19 protein-coding genes are annotated in these 23,798 nt (G+C 54.2%); 13 read left to right on the forward strand and 6 right to left on the reverse strand.

The annotated features are described in order from the left end of the window. The first annotated feature begins 52 nt into the window (after positions 1–52). On the forward strand, positions 53–763 hold the full coding sequence (locus tag JT718_RS06765) for a head GIN domain-containing protein (RefSeq protein WP_205501473.1): 711 nt from the start codon (positions 53–55) through the stop codon (positions 761–763). Between the two features lie 146 nt (positions 764–909). Here the strand turns inward: JT718_RS06765 and JT718_RS06770 are convergent, their stop codons facing one another. Beyond that, positions 910–1,815, reverse strand: a complete 906-nt coding sequence (locus JT718_RS06770; protein WP_205501474.1) for a TolB family protein — start codon at positions 1,813–1,815, stop codon at positions 910–912. Between the two features lie 395 nt (positions 1,816–2,210). Between JT718_RS06770 and JT718_RS06775 the strand changes: the two genes are divergently transcribed. From JT718_RS06775 to JT718_RS06830, 12 genes are all read left to right on the forward strand, one after another. Further along, positions 2,211–3,854 carry a TldD/PmbA family protein gene (locus JT718_RS06775; protein WP_205501475.1) on the forward strand — a complete coding sequence of 548 codons (1,644 nt, stop codon included), beginning with the start codon at positions 2,211–2,213 and terminating at the stop codon, positions 3,852–3,854. Between the two features lie 66 nt (positions 3,855–3,920). Then, positions 3,921–5,237 carry a TldD/PmbA family protein gene (locus tag JT718_RS06780; protein WP_205501476.1) on the forward strand — a complete coding sequence of 439 codons (1,317 nt, stop codon included), beginning with the start codon at positions 3,921–3,923 and terminating at the stop codon, positions 5,235–5,237. Positions 5,238–5,332: 95 nt separating this feature from the next. After that, positions 5,333–5,566 (forward strand): DUF4160 domain-containing protein, encoded by a 234-nt coding sequence (locus tag JT718_RS06785; protein ID WP_205501477.1) that lies wholly within the window; start codon positions 5,333–5,335, stop codon positions 5,564–5,566. Then, entirely contained in the window at positions 5,550–5,783 is a 234-nt protein-coding gene (locus JT718_RS06790; protein ID WP_205501478.1) for a DUF2442 domain-containing protein, read from the forward strand. The genes JT718_RS06785 and JT718_RS06790 overlap by 17 nt, the downstream gene beginning before the upstream one ends. A gap of 15 nt (positions 5,784–5,798) precedes the next feature. After that, entirely contained in the window at positions 5,799–6,419 is a 621-nt protein-coding gene (locus JT718_RS06795) for a DUF4159 domain-containing protein (protein ID WP_205501479.1), read from the forward strand. A gap of 228 nt (positions 6,420–6,647) precedes the next feature. Further along, positions 6,648–7,643: an AAA family ATPase gene (locus JT718_RS06800; RefSeq protein ID WP_205501480.1), complete on the forward strand. Its 996-nt coding sequence runs from the start codon at positions 6,648–6,650 to the stop codon at positions 7,641–7,643. A gap of 17 nt (positions 7,644–7,660) precedes the next feature. Continuing rightward, positions 7,661–8,035, forward strand: coding sequence for an endonuclease domain-containing protein (locus JT718_RS06805; RefSeq protein WP_205501481.1), 375 nt, complete (start codon positions 7,661–7,663; stop codon positions 8,033–8,035). Between the two features lie 234 nt (positions 8,036–8,269). Beyond that, positions 8,270–9,154 carry a DUF58 domain-containing protein gene (locus JT718_RS06810; RefSeq protein ID WP_205501482.1) on the forward strand — a complete coding sequence of 295 codons (885 nt, stop codon included), beginning with the start codon at positions 8,270–8,272 and terminating at the stop codon, positions 9,152–9,154. 465 nt (positions 9,155–9,619) lie between these two features. Beyond that, positions 9,620–10,069, forward strand: coding sequence for an RNA methyltransferase (locus JT718_RS06815; RefSeq protein ID WP_205501483.1), 450 nt, complete (start codon positions 9,620–9,622; stop codon positions 10,067–10,069). Between the two features lie 149 nt (positions 10,070–10,218). Then, entirely contained in the window at positions 10,219–11,772 is a 1,554-nt protein-coding gene (locus JT718_RS06820; protein ID WP_205501484.1) for a BatA domain-containing protein, read from the forward strand. Positions 11,773–11,852: 80 nt separating this feature from the next. Further along, the gene (locus JT718_RS06825; protein ID WP_205501485.1) at positions 11,853–14,021 is read left to right on the forward strand and encodes a DUF4175 family protein; all 2,169 of its coding nucleotides are present in this window, start codon (positions 11,853–11,855) and stop codon (positions 14,019–14,021) included. 2 nt (positions 14,022–14,023) lie between these two features. Next, the gene (locus JT718_RS06830) at positions 14,024–15,811 is read left to right on the forward strand and encodes a hypothetical protein (protein WP_205501486.1); all 1,788 of its coding nucleotides are present in this window, start codon (positions 14,024–14,026) and stop codon (positions 15,809–15,811) included. Between the two features lie 110 nt (positions 15,812–15,921). Here the strand turns inward: JT718_RS06830 and JT718_RS06835 are convergent, their stop codons facing one another. The 5 genes from JT718_RS06835 to JT718_RS06855 form a co-directional block, all read right to left on the reverse strand. Beyond that, positions 15,922–17,388: a PKD domain-containing protein gene (locus JT718_RS06835; protein WP_205501487.1), complete on the reverse strand. Its 1,467-nt coding sequence runs from the start codon at positions 17,386–17,388 to the stop codon at positions 15,922–15,924. Between the two features lie 512 nt (positions 17,389–17,900). Then, positions 17,901–18,542 carry a response regulator gene (locus JT718_RS06840; RefSeq protein WP_205501488.1) on the reverse strand — a complete coding sequence of 214 codons (642 nt, stop codon included), beginning with the start codon at positions 18,540–18,542 and terminating at the stop codon, positions 17,901–17,903. Then, positions 18,529–20,496, reverse strand: coding sequence for a tetratricopeptide repeat-containing sensor histidine kinase (locus tag JT718_RS06845; protein WP_205501489.1), 1,968 nt, complete (start codon positions 20,494–20,496; stop codon positions 18,529–18,531). The genes JT718_RS06840 and JT718_RS06845 overlap by 14 nt, the downstream gene beginning before the upstream one ends. A 255-nt stretch (positions 20,497–20,751) precedes the next feature. Further along, a complete protein-coding gene (locus JT718_RS06850; protein ID WP_317195490.1) occupies positions 20,752–22,734 on the reverse strand; it encodes an OmpA family protein in 1,983 nt (660 codons plus the stop codon). Between the two features lie 108 nt (positions 22,735–22,842). Continuing rightward, positions 22,843–23,796: a PorP/SprF family type IX secretion system membrane protein gene (locus tag JT718_RS06855; RefSeq protein ID WP_205501490.1), complete on the reverse strand. Its 954-nt coding sequence runs from the start codon at positions 23,794–23,796 to the stop codon at positions 22,843–22,845. Positions 23,797–23,798: the final 2 nt, after the last annotated feature.

Genomic DNA, 23,798 nt, shown 5'->3' on the forward strand with positions numbered 1-23,798 from the left:
GTATTCTGCATCTTTTTAGAGAAAACAACCCGAAACTAAACTCCTATTCACCATGAAAAAGACATTCTTCTCCCTCTGCATGCTGCTGGCGCTTGTTGGTCTGGTGCAGCACGTGCAGGCCCAAGCTGTGGAAGGGAACGGCAACATGAAAACAGAAACCCGTTCGGTGGGCGCGTTTACGGGCCTGAGCGTGAGCGGCGGGTTTGAGGTGGTGCTGACCCAGGGCGCTACTGAACGCCTGCAACTGGAGGCGGAGGAGAACATTCTGCCCCTCATTGAGTCTACCGTGCAGAACGGCGTTTTGCAGATCAAAACCAAATCGGGGATCAAAAATGCCAAGAAGCTGAAAGCCTACGTGACCGTGAAAGACCTGAAAAGCCTGAACCTGAGCGGCGGCATCAAGCTGACGTCCACCAACGCCCTCAACGCCAATGCCATGAAGTTTAAATTCAGCGGGGGAATTGACGTGAAAATGGCCCTGAACGTGAAAGAGCTGGTGGCCGATGTGGCCGGCGGGGCCGACATAACCCTCAGCGGCCGCGCCGAAACCGTGAACCTGGACCTGGCCGGGGCCGCCAGCCTCAAGGCCATCGACCTCAAAACTGATTTCTTCACCATTGACGCCGCCGGGGCCAGCAGTGCCCAGGTAAACGTGGCCAGGGAACTGAACGTAGACGCCGCCGGCATTGTGAGCGTTGACTACAAAGGCTCGCCCAAAATAAAGCACAGCGGCATGGGCAAAGTAAGGCCCATCAAGTCCTGAGTCTTGAAAAATAAACACCAATCCCCAGCTTGAACCTCAGGCTGGGGATTGGTGTTTTAAAGGGAGGGCGGAAAGGCGTTTTTTGTCCTGTTTCTCCAAAATCGGCCTTAAAACAGGACTGGGTATTTGCGTGCCAGTGAGCTGACCTAATGGGAGGCCGTTGCCAGGGCCAGGAGCTCAGAGATATCCACCTCGTAGATATTGCCCAAACCGTTGTAGGTGCCCCGCAGTTCTTGCAGGAGTTCTTTGTAGGAAGCTTGTTTCGGGCGGGCTCCAGCGGGCATTTTTGCCGAGGTGAAGTACAGTTTTTTGTTATCAGCGGAGAGGCCGGGTTGGCCTTCGTTGAGCGATGTATTCACGCTGGAACCTAGCGGCCGCGGCGTGGACCAACCCTGCGGGCCATTGACGCTCACGAACAGATCTGCCCCGCCAAACGCCTTGCGGTTGTTGCTGGTGAAAAAGAGCAGGCGTTCATCGGCGGTGACAATGGGGTCCAGATCGGTGGCGGCAGTGTTGAACGGCAACTTCTCCGGGGTGGCGTATTGGCTGTTCTCCCATTTAGATACATACAAGTCCATGCCGGAGGCGGTGAGCGCGCTGAAGTACATATTTCCGTTCGCGGCTACGGAGGGGTAATAGACGTCCTTTAACGTATTTGGTCCGCCCGGCACCACCTGCGGCTCGCTCCAGCCGCCCTTCGTCTTGGAAACAAACCAGATATCGTAGTCTACTTTTGTTTCGCCGTTCACCGGCCGGTCAGACATAAAGAACAGCTTCTGCCCGTCTGGGCTGATGAACGGATCCGCATCGCGGTACTGGCCGGAGAAAGGCGCGAGTTTGGGTTCCTGCCACTTTCCGTTCTTTTGCTCGGAGTACAGAATCACCATGCGCTGCCAGCCGGGCGTCGCCTTGGTGAAGAAAACGGTCTTTCCGTCGGGCGTAAAGGTGGCGTTGAATTCAAAGTCCTGGGTGGAAATCACGCCGTCGGCGAAGAGGCGAGGCGTGGCCGAAAGTTGAACGGCAGTGACAGTGTCTGGGGCTGATTGAGCCAAAGCTAGGCTTGGGAAAGCGGTAAGGGCTAGTAAAAGCTTTTTAGCGGTGGAAAGCATTTTTAAACAGTTTTTAGAAAACCAGCCGGTAAACGCAGGGGCTGATTGTATTTACTGCATAGTTCGGGGGAATAGGAATCCGTTGCCAGGGTTTTGCAGCCAATGGTGCATTTTGCAGGGCGACTGGCGAAACAATCATATAGAAGGTGTTGAAAGGCCTGTCTGTTTTAGAGCCGTTTTCAGGAAAACAGAGGCAAAACGGTGGTTAACCGGTGTATCCCGAGGCCCTTTCCGCAGTTACCGCCCAACTTTCTTGCTTTCCTCCTGAACAAGAAGTAAACTTAGAAGTGCAAATCTTTTTGCTCTGATAAATTCTCGCTTACCTAACAAACAACCCCTTGAAAAGACGTGATTTTATAGGACTGACCGCCATGGGTGTAGGAGGGCTTTTGCTTTCCAACGTCCCAACGTTTGGTCACGAGATTGATCCGGCCCGCGCCCTGGAAACCGTGGACGTGGCCCTGAAAAAGCGCCTCGCCGATGTGGCTTTGAACGCCGCTAAAAGCAAAGGCGCCACTTACACCGATGTGCGCATTGGCCGCTACCTGGCCCAGAACGTGTTTACCCGCGAGAAGCAAGTACAAGGCATCAGCACCACCGAGAGCTACGGTGTGGGCGTGCGCGTGATTGCCAACGGTACCTGGGGCTTCGCGGCCACCTCAGACGTGAGCGACAAAGGCGTTGCCAAAGCCGCCGAGCAGGCCGTGGCCATCGCCAAAGCCAACTCCAAGCTGCAGAAAGAGCCGGTACAGCTGGCGCCGCAGAAAGGCTACGGCGAGGTAAGCTGGAGAACGCCTATCCAGAAGAACGCCTTTGAGGTGCCCGTTTCAGAGAAAGCCGATTTGCTTCTGGCAGCCAATGCGGCGGCCCTGGCGAACGGAGCCAACTTCGTGAATTCGGCCTTGTTTCAGATAAACGAGCAGAAATACTTCGCCTCTACCGATGGCTCTTACATTGACCAGGACATCCACCGCATCTGGCCCAACTTCACGGTAACCGCCGTGGACAAAACTTCTGGCAAATTCAAGACCCGCGATGCGCTGAGCGCGCCGATGGGCATGGGCTACGAGTACCTCACCGTGAAAGCGCCTACCATGAAGGGCCCGGAAGGCACTGGTCTTACCGGTTATGACAAATACTTTGACATGGTGGCCGATGCCGGTCTGGCGGCAAAACAAGCCCGCGAGAAACTGACGGCTAAATCAGTGATGGCGGGGAAGTACGACCTGGTGTTAGACCCTAATCACCTCGGCCTGACCATCCACGAAAGCGTGGGGCACCCGCTGGAATTAGACCGCGTGTTGGGCTACGAAGCCAACTACGCCGGAACCTCCTTTGCTACCTTGGACAAATGGAAAACCAAAACCTTCCCGTACGGCAGCAAGCACGTGAACATCTTCGCCGATAAAGTGCAGCCGGGTTCTCTGGGCGCAGTAGGCTATGACGACGAAGGCGTGAAAACCAAGCGTTGGGACCTCATCAAAGACGGCGTACTGGTGAATTACCAGGCCACCCGCGACCAGGCCCACATCATCGGTGAGAAAGAATCGCACGGCTGCTCTTACGCCGACAACTGGAGCTCAGTGCAGTTCCAGCGCATGCCTAACGTGTCACTGGCGCCAGGCAAGCAGAAACTGAGCGTGGATGACATGATCAAAGGTGTGGACCGTGGTATCTACATCGCGGGACGTGGTTCTTACTCCATTGACCAGCAACGCTACAACTTCCAGTTTGGGGGCCAGCTGTTCTACGAGATCAAAGGAGGTAAAATTGTAGGTCCGCTGGAAGACGTGGCTTACCAGAGCAACACCCAGGAATTCTGGAACTCCTGCGCCGCTGTCTGCGACGAAAGCGACTACCGCATGTTCGGCTCCTTCTTCGACGGCAAAGGCCAACCCAGCCAGGTGAGTGCCGTTTCGCACGGCTCCGCCCACACCCGCTTCAATGGTGTGAATGTAATTAACACGGGTCGTAAGATTTAACAAAAACACGAGAGCAGACCCTGGCTTTTGTCGTGTGTCTTGCTACTCGCTACGTGATACTAACCAATGGCAATATTAAGTAAAGATCAGGCGCAGGCGCTGCTGAAAAAGGCCCTGAGCTATTCCAAAGCCGATGAGTGCGAGGTAAACCTCACCGGCTATAAAGGGGGTAACATCCGTTATGCCCGCAGTACCGTGTCTACCAGCGGCGAGGAAGAAAACATGTCACTGGCCGTGGAAGCCCGTTTCGGCAAGCGTTCCGGCGTAGCTACCATCAACGAGTTTGACGATGCTTCGCTGGAGAAAGTAGTGCGCCGTGCCGAAGAGGTAGCCCGCATCGCCCCGGAAAGCCCGGAGTACGTGCCCATGCTAGGCCCGCAGAATTACCTGCCCAGCAACGCCTGGTTTAAAACTACCCACGACATAGATCCTGAATACCGCGCTAACGCCGCCGCCAAAAGCATGCAGCTCGCCGATAGCAAAAAACTGACAGCCGCCGGTTTCTGGGAAGACCGTAGTGGCTTCAGCGCCAAGATGAACTCCAAAGGCCTGTTCGCCTATAACCAAAGCTCAGACGTGGATTTCTCCGTGACCATGCGTACCTCAGACGGTACCGGCTCGGGCTACGTGACGCGTGATGTGAGCGATGTTTCCAAGCTGGACACCGCTGCGGCCTCAGAGATTGCGGCCCAGAAAGCCCTGAGCTCGGTGAACGCCAAAGCGGTGGAACCCGGCAAATACACCGTTATTCTAGAGCCTACCGCGGCCGTGGACCTGCTGGAAAATATGTTCCGCAGCCTGGATGCCCGTAACGCTGAGGAAGGCCGCTCTTTCCTGAGCAAGCCAGGCGGCAAGACTAAACTGGGTGAGAAGATGTTTGATGAGCGCGTGACCATCACCTCAGACCCTACCAACCCCGAGATTCCTTCCTCCACCTGGTCCGGCGACGGTCGTCCGCACGAGAAAGTGACCTGGATTGACAAAGGCGTGGTGAAGAATATGACCTACTCCCAGTTCTGGGCGCAGAAGAAAGGCGTGAAAGGCTTGCCCTCTCCGGGTGGCTTCATCATGGCCGGCGGCAACCAGAGCCTGGAAGACCTCATCAAAGGCACCCAGAAAGGAATCCTAGTGACGCGCCTGTGGTACATCAGAGCCGTAGATCCGCAGACCCTGCTCTACACCGGCCTCACCCGCGACGGAACCTTCTATATTGAGAACGGCAAGATCAAGCACCCCGTGAAGAACTTCCGTTTCAACGAGAGTCCGGTCATCATGCTCAACAACCTTGAGGCTTTGGGTAAACCGCAGCGCATCGGTGGCAATCTGGTACCCCCTATGAAGATCAGAGACTTTACCTTCACCAGCTTGTCAGACGCAGTGTAGTCCGGCCTGAATCTCTTTCCCGCTTTTGGCCTAATTTCAAGAATATAGGCCAAAAGCGGGATTTTACTTGTCCATCCTAAAGCATTCTGATTGCTGTGCCAACTATTTTAAGAATATTAGGATTCAGGTTCTTCTTCTTTAGCAATGAAGGTTCTGAACCTCCTCATTTACATGTTGAGAATGCGGAGGCTTATGCTAAGTTCTGGATTTCGCCTGTTGAATTAGCAAGTTCTTACCAGCTCAATGCAAAGGAACTGAACGAACTACGTAAATTGGTACAAGAACATAAGTCTCTGTTTGAGCAAAAATGGCATGAATACTTTAGTTAAGCACACTACTCCTCAAGCTCAGAAGGTTTGGTTCACCGATGCCAAGATGTATGTTCTTCTTTCGGATGGAAGAGAATTGGGAATCCCTTTGGAGTGGTTTCCGGTTTTGAGAGACAGTACAGAAGCGCAACGGATGAACTGGCGCCTAATTGGGAATGGGGTTGGTATCCACTGGGAGGACCTGGACGAAGATTTATCTATTGCGGGTTTACTCTAGTTTCGTAGTTTTTCCATGCCCGCTCCTTTCACCTTCGTACGCCTGCAATACCGCTCCGGCAACTGGGACACCGACCAACGGATGCCCTCCAACCTGCTGCATTCGCTGGTAGAGTACACCACCGTGCCTATCGTAGAGCAGGAAAAGGTCATCAGCCTGGAAAGCACCGAGTTGTTCCGCTACCCGTTTTGCTACCTGAGCGGCCATAAGCTGGTGCAGTTTAACGCGAAGGAAAGAGCCAATTTTGAGCGCTACGTGAAGAATGGCGGCTTTGTGTTTGTGGATGACTGCAACCATGACATAGATGGTCTCTTCGCGCGGTCTTTTGAGGAGCAGATGCGCGTATGTTTCGGGCCGAAGGCGTTGAAGAAAATTCCCAACAGCCATCCTATTTACCGTTCCTTTTTCAAGTTCGAGGAAGGCCCGCCTACCACGTCCTTTGAACTCAACGGTTGGGGCGATGACCTGGTGCATGATTACCTGAAAGCAGTTGAAGTGAACGGCCGCATAGGGGTGCTCTATAGTAACAAAGACTACGGCTGCGAATGGGACTACGACTTTAGGAACAAGCGCTGGCTGGCCGAGGACAACACCAAGTTTGGGGTAAATATCTTGATGTATGCGTTGACGAGTTAGTAAAAAGCTTATTGCTGGCGCGAGCTTGTAGCTCGTGTCCACACGCATGTCAGATTTTCTTCTTCTGAGCACTAAAAAAATGGAGGCACGAGCTGCAAGCTCGCGCCAGCGCAAATGGTATAAGTAGTATTACCTGTTTTCCTGAAAACAGCTTGAAATCTCCATGGCGATTCCCGCAACAATCGCTTACTTACTAGTTCAAGTAGTACCGTTTAGCTTCCGCCCCACGTGACCCCACAAGACGTAACCCACCTGTTAAGCAAACTGCCGGCGCTTCGGCAGGAAATAAGTAAAATCATTGTAGGCCAGCAGGAAGTGCTGGACGAGGTGCTCATCACCCTGTTAGCCGGTGGCCACGGACTCCTGGAAGGCGTTCCCGGCTTGGCGAAAACACTGCTGGTGCGTACGCTGGCCAGTGCCGTGGATTTGCCGTTCCGTCGCATTCAGTTCACCCCAGACCTCATGCCCACCGATATTCTGGGCACCGAAGTCTTGGAGGAAGACCACACTACGGGCAAGCGCTTTTTCCAGTTCAATGAAGGCCCCATCTTCGCAAGCATCGTGTTGGCGGATGAAATCAACCGGACGCCACCCAAAACCCAAGCGGCGTTATTGGAGGCCATGCAGGAGTTTGAAGTGACCTATGCCGGTAAAACCTACCCGCTGCCGCGCCCGTTCTTCCTGCTTGCCACGCAGAACCCCATTGAACAGAGCGGTACGTACCCGCTGCCTGAGGCGCAGTTAGACCGTTTCCTGCTGTACATCAAAATAAAGTACCCTACAGAACTGGAGGAGATTTCGGTTTTGAAAAACACCACCGGCGGCAAACGGGAAACGGTGCAACCCATTCTTTCCGGACCTGAGATTCTGGCGCTCCAAAGTCTGGTGCGCGAAGTGACGATTTCTGATGATTTGGTTTCCTTTGTTGCCCGCGTAGTTCGCGCCACCCGTCCCGCTGAAAGTCCGGTGCCGTTTGTGCAGGAGTTCGTGCGTTGGGGAGCCGGTCCACGGGCCGGACAAGCGCTCATCCTTACCGCCAAAGCCAGAGCCCTGCTGCAAGGCCGTTTCGCGGTAACATTGCCTGATCTGCAGACCATGGCGTATCCGGTGCTGCGGCACCGTGTGCTGGTGAACTTCACCGCCGAGGCAGACAATATCACTACAGATAAAGTAGTAGAAGAACTGCTGAAAGGCGTGGAGATGCCGAGGGAGGTTTTAAGGTAGGGCAAACTGTTCTTGAAATGGAGGACAATCACCACTACAATAAGAAACTGAAGCCACTGGCAAAAGCACTTCGTTCAGATTCCACGAAAGCAGAGATCAGACTGTGGTGTGAGTTACTGAGTAAAAAGAAACTAGGATACTCTTTCTTGCGGCAGAGGCCCATTGGCAACTACATCGCTGATTTCCTGTGTAAGGAGCTCGCCTTGATTATTGAAGTGGATGGATATTCGCACAACTTCAAAACCGAGGAAGATGCTGAAAGAGATCGGAGTTTGAAAGCCTTAGGCTTTACGGTTCTGAGATTCACAGATGATGAAGTCATGAACGATTTATCCAACGTGCAGAGGACCTTGGAAACGTGGATTGCAGAAAAGAGCGAAAAGAATAACTGAGCACTTTTAAAGCCAGTTTTTTGCTGTGCACGTATTTAGTCCCCCTTTGAAGGGGGTAGGGGGATGACAAAGGCGCTTCAATTCAAGACTGCTGTTCTTTACGAAGAGGCTTATTTCTAATCAAATTAAAAGAAAGTAATAATACTATCAGCACGAATAATCATCCCCCTACCCCCTTCAAAGGGGGACGAAAAAGCTCCTATAGAAGAACAAAGACCTAAACAATCGTCATTCATGCCCCACCGCCTCCTCAACCCGCAAACGTTTGCTGCTATTAAAGACCTGCGCCTGATTGCCAAGACGGTGGTAGATGGTTTTATGCTGGGTCAGAACCAGAGCATTAGGCGGGGAGCAGGCATAGAGTTCAGCCAGTACCGGAGCTACCAGCCCGGCGATGATCTGCGACAATTGGACTGGAAGATGTTCGCGCGCTCAGATAGGTACTACATCCGGGAATCGGAGGTGGACAGCAGCGTGGCGGTGCGGTTTGTGGTGGATGCCAGTGGTTCTATGGGGCATCAGGACGGAACACTTACCAAACTGGACTATGCCCGTTATCTAGTGGCCTCGCTCGCGTATCTGGCGGTGCAGCAAGGTGATGCGGTGGGATTGTTTGTGTTACAGGAAGAGCAATTGGTGCAGCTTTCGCCGCAGCAATCGAGTCAGCATTTACAGCGGTTCTTTCATCAGGTAGAGCAGGTAAAACCTAATGGGGCATTTCCGGCACCAGAGCGTTTAGCGCCTGTTTTCGCGAAAAAGCGGCAGAAAGAGATTACCGTGCTGGTCACCGACATGTACGAGCAGACTTCAGAGATCACCGAAACGTTACGCAAGATTGGAGCCCGTGAAAGGGATACACTTTTGTTCCACCTGATGGGGCAGAATGAGCTGGAGTTTACCTACAAAGGGCAACTCACCTTCCAGGATCTGGAGTCCGGCCAAACCATGCAGGTGAGTGCCGAAAGCCAGCGGACCGCCTATCTGCAACAATTACAGGAATGGCTCCGCAACTTGGAGACGGACACCCGCAAAAAGCAGATCCACTACGAGCGTTTCCACCTGCACGAGCCGCTGGACAAAGCTCTGCGCGCTTTCCTGATGAGCCGAGCCAGGCAGTAGCGTGAGTTCAAACAGGCGCTCTTAGGACCGTTTATTGCCCTCTTTTGCAGAAATCAACCTAAAACAGAAGAAAGCAGTGTATTGTTTGACCCTACCCTTGTTCATGTAGTCTATTCTTCCTTCAATCCCTCACATCCCCAGAATATCGCCTGAATTGAGATCAGGCATGCGTGCGGACACGAGCCGGAGGCTCGCGCCAGCGAGGGCCAGCGAGGATTACCCGGCATGCGTGACGTTTCGCTTAACACTCGTGCCAACGGTAATATTTCTGTAAAACAATCAGCAATTAACAATCAACAATCAAAAAAGCCGCTCAAGACCTCGTAGTGTCCGGAGGACCTGCGAGTGTCTCGGCCACATTCGTTTACAGCCTATTACCCAAAAAACAAGGCAGAAACAGAAAACTTCCTCCCTTACCTTTGTCTTGCACTCACTCATTCTCTCCATCACTCATTCACTCATTTTATGGAAAGCGGCTACTTTGGGATAGGCATCTTTGAACCGAAAAACGAGACCAACATGGGTACCTTGTGGCGGTCGGCGTCTATTCTGGGGGCCAGTTTCATCTTCACCATAGGCAAACGGTACAAGAAGCAGTCCACCGACACGAACAAGAGCTGGAAGGAGATTCCGCTGTTCCATTACACAGATTTCGAGGATTTCTACGCGCACCTGCCGTACAGTTGCCAGTTGGTGGGCGTGGAGCTGGATGTACGGTCGGTGCCGGTAGAGCAATTTGCGCACCCAGGCCGGTGTGTGTATTTGCTGGGCGCGGAAGACCACGGGCTCACCAATGCCGTGCGGGACCGGTGCCATCACCTGGTGCAGCTCCCGGGGGCTACTTCTCTGAACGTGGCCTCGGCGGGCTCCATCATGCTGTATGACCGTCACCTGAAGAACAGCCTGGGCAAGTAAGAGGACTTTCCAAAAGGCAACCAAGGCAGGCCAAAACGGAATGCCCAGAGAATGTAGGAAAATCCATATGCTCCTCTTATCTTGGATTGCCAGACCAAGCTCCATTTGCTTGCGTCTTATGTCTTACCCCTGCGTTTATCTACCTCGTTTTGCTTCAGTTCCTGAGTCCGGTTTGGTTATGGGCAGCGGCCGCAGTAGCGGTGCCAATCGCGATTCACTTGTGGAACAAGAAGCCACCCCAAACGGTACCTGTAGGCAGTATCCGGTGGTTACAGCCCTCGCAGAGCCAACGCCTGAGCAGCCTGCACCTCACCCAACCCTGGCTCCTGTTACTCCGCTGCCTACTTATTTTGCTGTTGGCCCTTCTTTTGGCCGGACTGCACTGGAAGCGGGAAGTGCCCGTACAACCTGAGAAACACGCCTTTCTGCACCCGGCGCTATTCCAACCCCAGTATCTCTCCCAGATTGCGGCTACCGTAGATTCAATGGCGGTCCAAGGCTGGCGTATCCATCGGCTGCAGCCGGCCTTTCCTGAGTTGTCTTTGACTCCTGAAACTTCCATCAGAACGTTCCAGGTGAATAGCCTCTTTCCGGATACCACCAACGCGTGGGCTATGGCCCGGGTACTCAACCGCAGCCTCCCGTCCCATGCCACCGCCCAGATTTTCACCACTGATTTGCTGCGCCACCACCGGGGCGAGCATCCGCTGTTACGGAACGGCTTCAGCTGGATTCCGGTGAGTGTGCCCCGAACCCAAACCTGGCTGCAGGAGGCATATTACACCTCGTCTGGACAACTGCTTCTGCAGTTTGGGCGGAGCGAGGAACAGGAAATCACGTTCACGGAGCATCGGGTAGCGAAGCCGATTTCCGGGCAGGTGATTTCGGTTCCAGGCTTTCCTTCGGTTCGGTTTACCAGCCATTCTGAGGTGGATTCACTTCATTTGTTGGGCAGCGCCAGAAACACCATCCCGCTCAGAAAGGAGCCCCTGCAGGTGCTGGTGCGCTATTCCCAATCGCGGCAAGCCGATGTGCGCTACCTGGGGGCTGCCTTGCAAGCTGCGTTGGAGTACAAAGGCGTTGCTCATACCTTGACGGTATCTTCAGATGGGCAACCGCTGCCCACTTCGGCACCAGATTGGGTGTTCTGGCTTTCTGATGAATCTCTCACTTCGTTTCTGGCCCGTTTCCCTCAAAAGAAGCTGAAAACGCTGCAAGACGCTCCTGCCTCTGCAAAGGCGCAACCAGTAAGTAGTTGGCTGCAGATTCCAAGGCTTTCTAAGACTATTCCCTTGCACCGCCGCATTCCGGTAACCATCAATCTTTCCGTTGAAGTACTGTGGCAAGACGGTTTCGGGCAGCCGATGCTCACGCAGCAAACCCAGCAGAACGCCACACAGTATCACTTTTACAGTCGTTTCCATCCAGACTGGAATAACCTACCTGACAGCGGCCATTTCCCTGAACTGCTCCTGCGTCTGCTCTTCCCCGAAGACTCTTCCTGGCGCACGCTTTATGACACGCGCAGTTTGCCCAAAGCCGTGGAAAGGCCCAGAATGATTTCCGCCTCTTTCTCTGAAAACAAGCCTACAACCACCGAAGAATCAATTGACCTGAAGCCGTGGCTGGTGGCATTGGTAGTGCTGTTGTTGGCGTTAGAAAGGTGGTTCGCGAGCAGAAGTAAAACGCAGCAAATCGGGTAAGTTCAAGCAACAAATTTGAAGAGAAACAGGTGATCCAAACCAACCGACATAGCACCCCAGCCTCTCCCGTTCTTGAACAAGTGCGGACGCAGTACCTTCAGAAGAAGGGGGGGCTGTTTGCGTTGCAGGGAGTAGGTTTGGTACTGCCGCTGTTGCTATGGGCGTACCAGGGTTGGGGCGGTACTGTAGGGCAAGTGGTAGCAATTACGTTGGTGTTGCTGGTATTGGCCATGCAGGTAAGCCGTTGGTACCAACTCAGGCAGAAAACCGATTACCCCACCGTTGCCCGTCACCTGAACCGGAAGTACCCGCAACTGGAAGAAAGTACCGAGTTGCTGCTTCAGCCGGAAAACGAATTGTCGCTGCTGGGGCAATTGCAGCGGCAACGGACGGCAGAAATGTTGAGCCAGATTTCCCCGCAGGAAGCCTCCCGGGTGAATATCAGCAGTGGATGGATGCTGCTCTTAACGGGAGTAGCCTTGGCCTCTGTCCTCTGGTTTGTGCCGGCAAACCTCCTTCCAAAGAAACAAGCACCCGGAACGGCTACCGGCACTTCCAGCAATGTAAACCAACCCGTAGCCGACCCCAAAGCCATTCTGCCCGCCATTGAGCAGATGCACCTGCGCATTACGCCGCCGGGCTACACCCGGAAAGCGCCGTATGCCGTGACTATGCCTTCGTTCAAAGCCGAGGCTGGGGCGCAAATCACCTGGACCGTGCAAACCAATCAGCCTGTTGCTTCTTTTCAGTTGGTGCTGAGCAACCAGAAACCTATTCCGTTGCGGCTGGTAGCCGGGCAGGAAAACACCTATACCGCTTCCCTCGCGGCTACGCAATCTGCGCTGTACCACCTGCGGCTGAACGGACAGGCTTCAGACTTTTATTCCATCGAGGTCATTCCAGATGAAGCGCCCTCTATCCAGATCAGGAAACCCGGGCAGTACACCGAAATTTTGTTCGGAGATCCGCAGCGCATAATTCTCCAGGGCACCTTGCAGGACGATTACGGCCTCCGGAACGCCGATCTGATTGCTACCGTCGCCAAAGGCGAGGGTGAAGCCGTGAAGTTCCGGGAGCAGCGCATTCCCCTGAAGCTTTCTTTCAACGGGCAGCCCCGGCAACTGCAACTGAACCAGACGTTGAACCTGCAGCAACTGGGCATGACCTACGGCGATGAGCTCTACTTCTACCTGCAGGCCTGGGACAACCACCGGGGCTACACCCGCACTGAGGCTTTCCTGGTAGAGATTGAGGACACCACCATTGTGGAAACTATGGATGATATGTCCTTGGGCGTGGCGCCTAACCCCGAGTATTTCAGGAGCCAGCGGCAGATCATCATTGACACCGAAAAGCTCATCCAGGAGCAGAAAGGCCTCACGCAGGCCGTGTTCCAGGAGCGCTCCAATAACATTGGGGTAGACCAAAAGCTGCTGCGTTTGCGCTACGGCAAGTTCCTGGGCGAGGAGTTTGAATCGAACATCGGCACGGCCGGTCTGCCCGAAGGATTAGCCGAAGGGCACACCCTGGATGACGGGCACGACCATTCCCCCAAAAAAGGCGAGAGCGAGCACCAGAACCAGATGAACGAGTTGCTGGACCCTTATCTACACAAGCACGACCAGGAAGAAGCCGCCACTTTCTTTGAACCGGCCGTCAAAGCCCAGCTCAAAGGTGCCTTGGCCCAGATGTGGGAAGCCGAGCTTCGGCTCAGGACTGGCCGACCCAAAGAAGCTTTGCCGTTTGAATACAAAGCCTTGCGGATGCTCAAGGAAGTGCAGCAAAAGTCCCGAGCGTACGTGAAGAAAACCGGTTTTGAGCCTCCTCCGCTCAAAGAACCCGAAAAACGCCTCACCGGCGATCTGAGCAAAGTGCAGGCTGTGCAAACCCGTCGGGAAGAAAAGCCCGAGGTAACGGCTACCATGGTGCGGCAAGCCTTGGTGCGGGTAGCGCAGATCAGGCAAGGAGCAAAGCCTACCTCGGCAGATGCCGCCCTGCTGGAGCAAGCCGGACAAGAACTGGGCAAAGCCGCCGTGCGGGAGCCGGGCAGGTACCTAAGGGCCTTGCAAGACATCCGGCAACTGGCGCAGGAAATCAGGGGGCAGCGGCCGCTTTGTGCAGAGTGCCTCACCCGCGCCGAAGCCGCCTTCCACCGTTTCCTGCCTGTTTCTTCTAAAACAGTGCAGAAACCAGTCGCGCCCGCCGCGCCTAAAAAGTTGGCCCAAGACTATTTTAACCGGCTCAAGTAACCATGGAAATACCTTTGCCCTTTCTGTTGGGAGTAGCGGTGTTGCTGGGAAGCTGGCTCACTTGGCTGGCCGTGCGCCGTCCGGACCGCCGCCGGTTAGCGTGGCGATTACTGGCTTCCTGGGGAGCAGTTGCGTGCCTGGTGCTGCTATTGGTGCCGCCTAAAATCACCCGCACCTACAATGCCTCAGAGGTCCTTCTGCTCACCGACGGCTACAGCCCAGATACCCTGCAGCGATTGTTGAAAAGCCTGAAACCTCGTCCGCAGGTGTACGGGTTGAACTTGGAAGCTAACGCTGCCCAGCCCGTAGCAAACCTTACCGCTTTTTTGAAACAGCACCCGGAAGTAAAGACAATCCATGTGTTAGGGCATGGCCTTCCGTCCGAAGAGATGCCTGCGTCTGATTCTTTACGGTTCGTGCCCCACTTGTCTGAGATTCCGGCTGGTGTGCTGGCCGCGTCCTGGCCTAAAGAGGTAACCTTGGGCGAAGAGGTGCAGGTGCAGGGCACATTCCATACCGCATCAGCGCAGGAAACCAAGGTATTTTTGCACGCATCTGGTGAGGCCCGTGATTCGGCAGTCGTAAAGAAAAGGGCGAAGGCTTTTCGCTTAAGGTTTACCCCTAAAACGGCAGGTAAGTTTGTCTATACCTTGCGCTGGACTGGGGTCAATGATTCTGTGTACCAGGAAGCCGTTCCGGTTGAGGTGAAGGCTTCACGCCCGTTGAGCGTGCTGGTGCTTTCTTCAGCGCCATCGTTTGAGGTGAAATTCCTGAAGAACTTCTTAAGCCAGCAAGGGCACCGCGTAGCCATCCGGACCCAGGTGAGCAAGGGTGTCTTCCAGACTGAAGTGGTGAATCTTACTTCAACAAAGCTGGATAGACTCACAACCGGGCTTTTGCAGAAGTCTGACGCGGTGCTCCTGGATGAAACAGCCTTACAAAATCTGAGCGACGCAGAGAAACAAGCGCTACAGCAAGCCGTTCGGCAGCAGGGTTTAGGTATGCTAACCACCCTTTCTCAGCCCAGTTTCAAAGCCATTCCATTTTTTGCGGAGACCGTTTTCAAGCCAGTTTCCCAGAAACAGCCCAGAAACGGAGCGGTGCGGTGGCAAGGGTTAGCTTCTTCCAATGCCGTGCTTTTTTTGCCAACCAGAGTGTTCCAACTCAAGGAAGGGCAGCAAGCAATGGTTTGGGAACAGAACCCGCGGCAGGCCTTGGCAGTGCGGTACCGTCGGGGTATGGGGCAGGTGGGCGTAAGTGTGCTGCCCGAGACTTTTCCTTTGGTTTTGGAAGGCAAAGAAACTCTTTATCAGCAGTACTGGGCAACTGTTTTGAATGCCATCGCCAAACCTGCAGAAGAACCGTCTTTAGCTGTTATGCCCTCTGTTCCGCAAGCGCATCAGTTACTACAGGTTTCTTTCTCAGCGAATTCTTCCTCCCATGAGGTAACGTTTCAGAGCCTGAAGGGTGGGGATGCCGCGCCGGTTCTGGTTCAGCCTTCTTCTCTCCTGCAGGAGCAGCAGCAAGGCTTGTTGTGGCCACAGGAAACCGGTTGGTATTCTGTTCTTACCTCTAATGGGCAGGAGTATACTACCTTTGTGCAGCCCGAGAACAGTTGGCAAACGCAGAAACTTCGGCAACAGCAGCAGGCGTTCTTAAAGTTAGTCAAGCAGAGCGCCGCCTCTCCAGACACTCAGTCCATGCAAGTGCACACTGATTTTCCTTTGTGGGTGATTGGACTTTTCTTGCTTGTGTCTTTAAGTTACCTGTGGCTGGAAGAGAAACTGTAAAAGCTATTTCCATACAAATCTGCCTCCCATTTCAATATCGTTTTAAAAGCAGAATCCCGGGCTCAGTTACCTAAGTACTGAACCCGGAATTCTGCTAAGAAGCTGTTGACTTAATGACGCACATTATGGTACACGGAAGCCAGGGCATTTGAGGTAAAGGTATTGGCGGTTTCCATATCGGCGTTGAAGGTTACGTCGCGGCCATTGAGGTAAACCCCGTAACCGCCGCTGTGGCTGATAACTGAGTTTCTCATGGTTAGGCTGCCGCCGTGGCTCACCACTACGCTGGTCTTCACGCCAGAGATAATATCGGCACCGCCGGCATAACTGATCTGCACGTGTTCCATCCGGTTAGAGGCGCTTCTGGTGTAAATCATGATCCCGTTCCAGGAGCCGGTTGTTTTGGAAACACCGGTGAAGGTGATTTTCTTTTCAGGGGTACCTACCGCATGGATGTAACCATCGCCAATGTCAAACTGCTGGTCCTCGGCTACTTCAATGGTGATGCCTGGGGTGAGCCTCCAGCCGGCATGCACGCCGATGAATCCAAGGAAGCGGTAGGGGGTATTGTCATTGAAAGCAGGCCAAACCACTTCATTGCTGCCCTCCACCGATGAGCGCATCACTTCAATTACGTTTCTGGCGTTGCTGCTGGTAAACACGCTGGCGGCATCCAGCACCGGCACATTGTTGGCCGCTAATTTAAGGGGTGCTTCTGCGTTGTGGCTTAAGGTATTGTTGGCAAACCCCACCAGGATGGAGCCATCGGCCAGGTACAGCCCGTGGCCACCGCTTTGGGAGATAGTGGTGTTCTTGATGGTTAAGCGGGCATCTTCGGTCAGAACTATGTTGGCTCTGGCGGCACTCATCAGGTCTTCGCTGCCGCCGTACACTACCTCGGCGTGCGAGAATTCGTTCAGGCTGCTGTTAGAGTAGATCATGATACCAGCCCAATAGCCTTTCTGAGCCGTTTTGCCGGTGAATTTAATCTTGTTCGTAGCCTCGCCCTTCGCGATTAGCACCCCGCCATCGCCGTTCACAGACATTTGGGTGTCTTCCGCGAACGCAATGACCACGCCTGGTTTAACAGTCAGTTCGGCGTTTACGCCTATGTCCTCGTTCACCAGGTAATCGGGGAGGCTTGGATCGGCGATGCGGTTTTCCAGCACGGTTTTCACGTCTATGTCCTGTAGCACCACTGCCGATGAGGTGAGGGTCACCAGCACTTTGTCTTTAACCGACACCTTGCCGTTGCTAACCGTTAACTCAGCCTCATATTCACCCGGCTGGTCTGGCAGGAAGGTGGCTTCTACGGTATTGGCCCCGGTAAGCGCGGCGTTGCTGTTGGCCGGCTTCTTGGTGAAGCTCCAGGAATACGTGAGCGGTTGGTTCTCGCTGTCCTCAGAGGCGCTGCCGTCCAGGGTAATGGTTCTGATAAACTCCACCTGTTGGTCTGGGCCGGCGTTCGCCACTAGTGTGTTAGGTTTTGGATCTTCTTTGTCCTCTTTGTCTTCGCAGGCAGAAAACAACAATAGGGCAGGAAGAAGGAGCAGGAATATTTTTCTTAAAGAGAACATAGTGAGTTGTTAAAAGTTGAACGTTGAGGGGAAAAACAAATCTTTTAAACCGGTGAGCTGGTCCGTTTTAGCGGTGTTTTATCTGAAACAGGCTAAAACCAGTTAGTGAAAGGCATGGGTATTTTGTCATTGATTTTTTGAAATCATTGCTTCTTTGTGGAGGATGCTTTTCTGATTAGCAGTTTGCCTGTTAGCTACTCTTGGGGGCTGCTGAAAGTCTGGCGCAGGCTAAAGAACTCTCAGCCTCAAGGATGCTAAGAAGGCAAACAATTGGGTAGAATGATCTTTTCCATAGTAGCTAGTCCTGTGTTCGGGTGATTGAATAGGACAAATTTAGGCTACCAGACACGGGTATTTTTGCGCAAAAACGCTGGAAAATGTAATTAAGTAGTACTACGTAGTTGCTTCTTTAAAGCAGGCAACAGGAAATGAAGGAAGAGTTACCAGGCCAGCAAAGCCGCAAGTCTGAACCTGTTTTCTGAGGGTTTGCAAGACCAGGCTTGTAGGCGGGTTTAATCAATAAGGCCTCTTTTGATGGCTTCTTTTACCAGGGCGGCTGTGTTTTTAGCCCCTAATTTCTGGGTTAAGTTGAATCTGTGCGTCTCTACCGTGCGCAAACTCAGGAAGAGTTTATCAGCGATTTCCTGGTTGCTGTGTTCCTCGGCCACCAGCTTCAGGATTTCCTTTTCCCGCTTGGTCAGCGGGATCTCAAACATAGACCGCCGCTGGCCGGTAAGGCTTTCCTGCAGCAAGAGTTTTTTGATGGAGTCGTCAAGGTACTCCTGTCCGCTTGTCACTTCTTTGATGGCCTGCAGCAAGGTCTGCTGATCGGCGTTTTTCAGCACATAGCCCGAGGCACCGTTCCTTATCACCTGCTTCACCAAATGGCTATCGTCAAAGCTGCTGAAGGCGATGATCTTCACGCCCGCATTCTTCTTTAAAACCAGTTTGCAGAGGTCAATGCCATTGATCTGGGGCATCTGAATGTCCATCAGCAGCACATCTGGCGGAGTGTGCGTGACATACTCCAATAACTCCTGGTGGTTTGTGGTACTCAGGACAACGTCTAACTCTGGGGTAGCAGAAAACATGGAGACCAAACCATTGATTACTACCTGATGGTCATCTATGATAGCCAGTTTAACTGAGTTCATATGCTTCTACTTCTAACCCGCTGGTTTCAAATTCTAAATAGGCACTCACACCACTGCCGGCCTCGGCTTCTACTTCCAAAGTACCATTGATGGCTTTTACCCGGCTTTTCAGGCTGCTCAGGCCTAAGCCATCACCTTTCTCCTGATGGCTGAACCCAATGCCGTTGTCTTCCACCGTAGCCGAAAGCACGTTGTGCTGGTAACTCAACTGAACAATGGCCTTGTCTGCTTTGGAGTGCTTGATGATATTGTTGATGAGTTCCTGCACAATCCGGTACACCGAGAGCTCAAAGCTGTCTTTGTACCGCTTTATCTCGCCCCAGGAATCATACTGTACCACCAGCGTTTTCTCATTGCTGATGTTGAGGCAGTACCGGCGCAGGGCTTCGTCCAGGCCGTGTTGCATGAGCATTTCGGGCATGAGGTTATGGGCGGTTTTTCTTACCTCGTAAGAAGCCTCGTCCAGCAACGTGACTGCCTGCTGGTAGCCAATGTTCTGGAGAACCCGCTCATCTTGCAGAGACAAACTGCCCACGTGCATTTTCACGGCAGCCAACATGCCCGCCACACCGTCATGCAAATCTTTGGCAATGCGCGTCCGTTCTTTTTCCTCTCCCTGCATGAGCGCCTGCAGCACTTCAATCTCCTGCACCTGTTGCAGCGCCAGCAGTTTTTCAGCGGCGGCTTTCTGTCGGTTGCGGTAGAACTGGTACAGCAAGACAATGAAGAGCAACAGCACCACCAGCGCGAACACTGAGAGGTAAATCAGGTTGGTCTTTTTCTGCAGTTCCAGGCTGGTGTTGGCAATGGTAAGCTGCTGCTGGGCTATGGCTTTTTCCTTTTGCGAGGTCTGGTACTCCATCTCCATCTTATGGATGTTGCGCTTGTGCTCGGCGCTTTGCAGCGAGTCATTGAGGGCCTCGTACTTCTTGCGGAATTCCAGGGCCTGGTACGGCTGCCGCAGTTTCTCCTTGATCTCGGCTCCCAGGTGGTACATCTGCCGAAGCTCTGTTTTCGCCCCAATGGAATGCGCCAGCTTCAGGCCTTTCTCTAAGTAGGTATTCGCCAGTTGCGGGGAACCCAGCAGAAACTGTACCCGGGCCATGCCCCAGTCGAACCGGAAGGCGTAATCTGGGTCTGAGTAGGTTTTCAGTATCTGGGCTCCTTTCTGGAAATAAGCCGAAGCCGAGTTGTAGTTCTTCTGGTCTATGGCCACTTCGCCCAGAATGAGGTAAGCATCCAGTTCATAGCTGGGGTCTTTGAGGGCTTTGCCGTACGCAATTACCTGCAGATTGTGCTGAATGGATTTCTCATACTGCTTGAGGTGCTTTTCGGCGGAGGCAATGTTCACCAGACTGCTGGCTATCCCGAAGGAGTCCTGGAGTTGCACCGACAGTTTATGGCTCGCCGTAGCGTAATGCAGGCCTTTTTTGGCGTCTCCCAGCTCTAGAAAGACAAACGCCAGGTTGTTGGTGTAGCGCCGCACAAACGTGAGGCTGTCTATGGCCTCCGCAATGTGGAGGGCCTTGAGGTAATACGCGGCGCAGGAATCCAGGGCGCCTTTGTGGCCGTATCCATGCCCGGTGTTATTGTAGGCAATAGATAAGGAGGCGCTGTCTTTCATCTCCTTGCAGAGCTCAATGGAGCGGAGGTTCAGCTTCAGCGCCTCGTCATACTTGCCTTCGCGGTTAAGCACGTGGATGTAATAACTGGTGAAGAGCACCAGGCCGTACTTGAAGTTATTCTTACGGGACAGTTTTTCGGCCTGCAGGAAGTAATACCGCGCAGAGTCCAGGTTATCATTGAGCAAGTGCTTGTCTCCGGCCACAATCAGGCTGTTCACCTGCCGTTTCAGGGTTTTCTCGGCCAACAGCTGCATCTGGGCCTGCGCCTGTACCGTGCAAGTCAGCCACAGCAATAAGGCACAAAGAAGACGATGGATTTTTATCTGCATCCAAACTGGGGGTTAGCAAGGAAAGAAAAAATAGTTGTAAAGAGCTGGGTATAAAAATCCTATAATTTAGAAGAATAAGCAAATAGAATTCTCCTGATGCTGCTTCAGAAAAACTGGTACGTCTCTGGCTACTCGTTTCGCTAGATTGACCAGGGCCCGCGCTAACGCAACTGCAACAAAAAAGCCATTCTGGTTTTGGGGCCGTTTTGGGTAAAACAGCCCCAAATCAGAATGGCAACCAAGAGGAGCGGGTGATTATCGGATGATCTTGAACTCGGTGCGGCGGTTGAGCTGGTGCTCTTCCTCAGAGCAGGGAACGCCGTCTTTGCAGCGGTTCAGGAGGCGGGTTTCGCCGTAGCCTTTGTCTACCACGCGCTCCGGGGCAATGCCCTGCGAGAGAATGTACTTCACGGCGCTGGCGGCCCGCAGCTGCGACAGCATGAGGTTGTAGCGGTGGGTTTCGCGGCTGTCTGTATGGGAACTGAGCTCAATCTTGATGGTGGGGTTGTCGCGCAGCATGGACACCACCTTGTCCAGCTCTATGATGGCTTCGGGCCGCAGGTTGTGCTTGTCCAAGTCATAGTAAAGATTCTCCAGCACAATGGGTTGGTTGGGCGTGTCGCGGTCCATCACCATCTCAATGTGCACGGTGTCGGTGGCCACGCGGCAGTCGGGCATGATGTGGAAGGTCTGCGTGAGGTAGCCTCTCTTGCTGCCCCGGATGGTGTACGTCTGGTTTGCCTTCACCTGGAACAGGAACTGGCCCCTGGCATCGGTCTCCAGCACCAGCGCGTTGGCGGTGTCGCCGTTCATGGTGATTTCCAGCCGAACCTGCCCCACGCGCTCCAGGCGGGCCCTACCGGTGCGCGAAGGAACGCGGGCGTACGTAATGCCCGACAGCTTGCAGGGCACCTCGGTGGGTTTGAACCGGTAAATGTTGTCTGAGCCGGTGTCACCTTCGCGGTTAGAGGACAGGTAGCCGCTTTTGCCGTCTTTTTCGTAAATCAGGCCAAAATCATCGCGCGGCGAGTTGAAGGGGTAGTACAGGTTCTCCACGGGGCTCCAGGTGGCCCGGCTGCCCTCGGCGGAGAAAAGGTCCAGGCCACCCATGCCCAGGTGCCCGTCTGAGGAGAAGTACAGGGTGCCGTCTGCGTGCACCACCGGAAACACCTCCTTGCCCGCCGTGTTAATCACCGGCCCGGCGTTGACCGGCGTAGACCAAGAGCCGTCCTGCTGGCGCTCACTGAAGTAAAGGTCGGTTTGGCCGTAGCCGCCGGGCATGTCTGAGGCAAAGTACAGGATCCGCCCGTCGGGCGAGAGCGCCGGGTGACCTACCGAGTACGACTCGCTCTGGTTGAACGGAAACGCTTTGGCATCCTGCCACTTGTCTTTGGCGAAGGTGGCGCTGTAAATCTCCAGCCGGTTAATGAATTCATCGTTCTTGGAGTAGCGCTGCCAGTTGCTTTCGGTGAGGAGTTCATCGGGCAGGACCCGGTTTTTCACGCGCTTGGTGCGGGTAAAGAACACCTCGTTGAAGTCGGGCGAGAACGTGGCAATGGCGTTGTGGAACTGGGTATTGATGGTTTTCTCCATGGGCTTGATCTCGGCCCAGGCCGTAGTGCCCTTGCGCTCTGCGTAGTACAGTTGCAGGTACGGGGTGCCGGTCCAGCCGTACACTTTCTGGTCTGAGCCGTTGTGGCCCCGCACCCGGTCTGAGGAAAACACCAAGCCCTCGCGGTAGAAAACCGGGCTAAAATCGGCGTATGGCGAGTTAAGGGTGCTGTCTGGGATTACGTCTACGCCTACCGGACGGGCAATCCAGCTCATGGCCAGGTCGCAGGCCTTGGCCAGGTTCAGGGCCTCGGCGCGGCGGCCCGGTTCCCGCTCGGCGAACAGGAGGTAGTGCTGCTTGGCCGTGGTGTACTCGCCGTTCTGGCGGCAGGCATTGGCGTAGTACAGCAGGTTGATGGGCGCGGCTCCCGCAAACCCCAGGGCCTGCCGGTACCAGAACTGCGCCGAGCCCGGCTGGTTGATGAGCCGGTAGCAGTGCGCAATGCGCTCCGTGACGTGGAGCGAAGGCTGTTCTTTGTCCAGCAGCTTCTTGTACTCTTCCAGCGCCAGGGCGTAATCAAAGTTGTTGTAATGCTTGTCTGCCCTGGCCTGGCTCTGGGCCAGGGTGCCCACCGGCTGTACGCAGTGGACAAAGCAGAGCAGTAAAAAGAGATAAAGTACTTTCACAATCTAATTCTTGCCCCAACCGGTGGGGGTAAATGAAAACCTGATTTTGGGGTCCTTTCGGCAAAACGGCCCTAAATCAGCTTGTATGTTATTTCTTTGGCCAACAGCTCAAAAGTAGCGCGGAGTGAGCATGCGGCCATACTTCTTCTTCAAAAAATTGTAGCCCAGCGAAATCTCATGGCTGGAATAGGTGCTCAGCGGCGTGAGGGAGAAGTCATAGGAGTAGCCCACCCGGATGAGGGGCGTAGGGTGCAGCTCCAGCAGCACGGCCAGAGCGTTGCCCAGGCGGGTGGCGGTGGCAAACTCCCGGTTGTTGAACAGGTTCAGCGTGGTCCGGAAGGAGGTGCCCAGCCAGATGTAGTCGTTGAACATCAGGAAGGTGTTCACGTCCAAAGCGGCCGGGCCGTTGAAATCTTCCTTCAGCAAGACGCTGGGCCTGAACTTCATCTTGCGGCCAAGGTCAAACACCCCGCCCGAGGTCAGGAATACGTGGGGTTTGGGGTCGGTGGGCAGGCCGTCCTGGAAGAAAATCACGTTGCTCACAGACACCCCGGCGTAGTACTTGTTGCTGTAGAGATAAGCACCCAGTTTGGCGCTGGGCTTCACGGCCCGTTCTATCCCCTGCGGAATGGCGGCATCGTTCTGCTCATCTGGCTGCAGCAGGGCACCGTTGAGGCTTTGCTGCGTTACGCCCAGCGCCATGCCCACCGCCAGCCGGGTAACCGGCGAGAGCGAAATGCGCACCGCTGAGTTCACCGACACCTCCGTGAAGCGCTGCGCCCCCGCCCGGTCATTGGTGATGATGAGGCCGCCGGCCAGCTTGCGGTTCAGGTTGCCGTCTACGCTGAAGGTCTGGCTCATGGGGGCCCCTTCCAGCCCGGTCCACTGGCTGCGGTGCGACGCGCTGATGCTGCTGAATCCTTTGCTGCCCGCGTAGGCGGGGTTCAGCAACAGCCCGTTGAACATGTACTGCGTAAACTGAGGGGACTGTTGGGCCATGCCCTCCTGCGGCAGGCAGAAGCCCATAGCCAGCGCCACTATTGCTAGTATTCCTTTCTTCATTC

The sequence above is a fragment of the Rufibacter psychrotolerans genome (assembly GCF_016924645.1).
GTDB classification, from domain to species: Bacteria; Bacteroidota; Bacteroidia; order Cytophagales; family Hymenobacteraceae; genus Nibribacter; species Nibribacter psychrotolerans.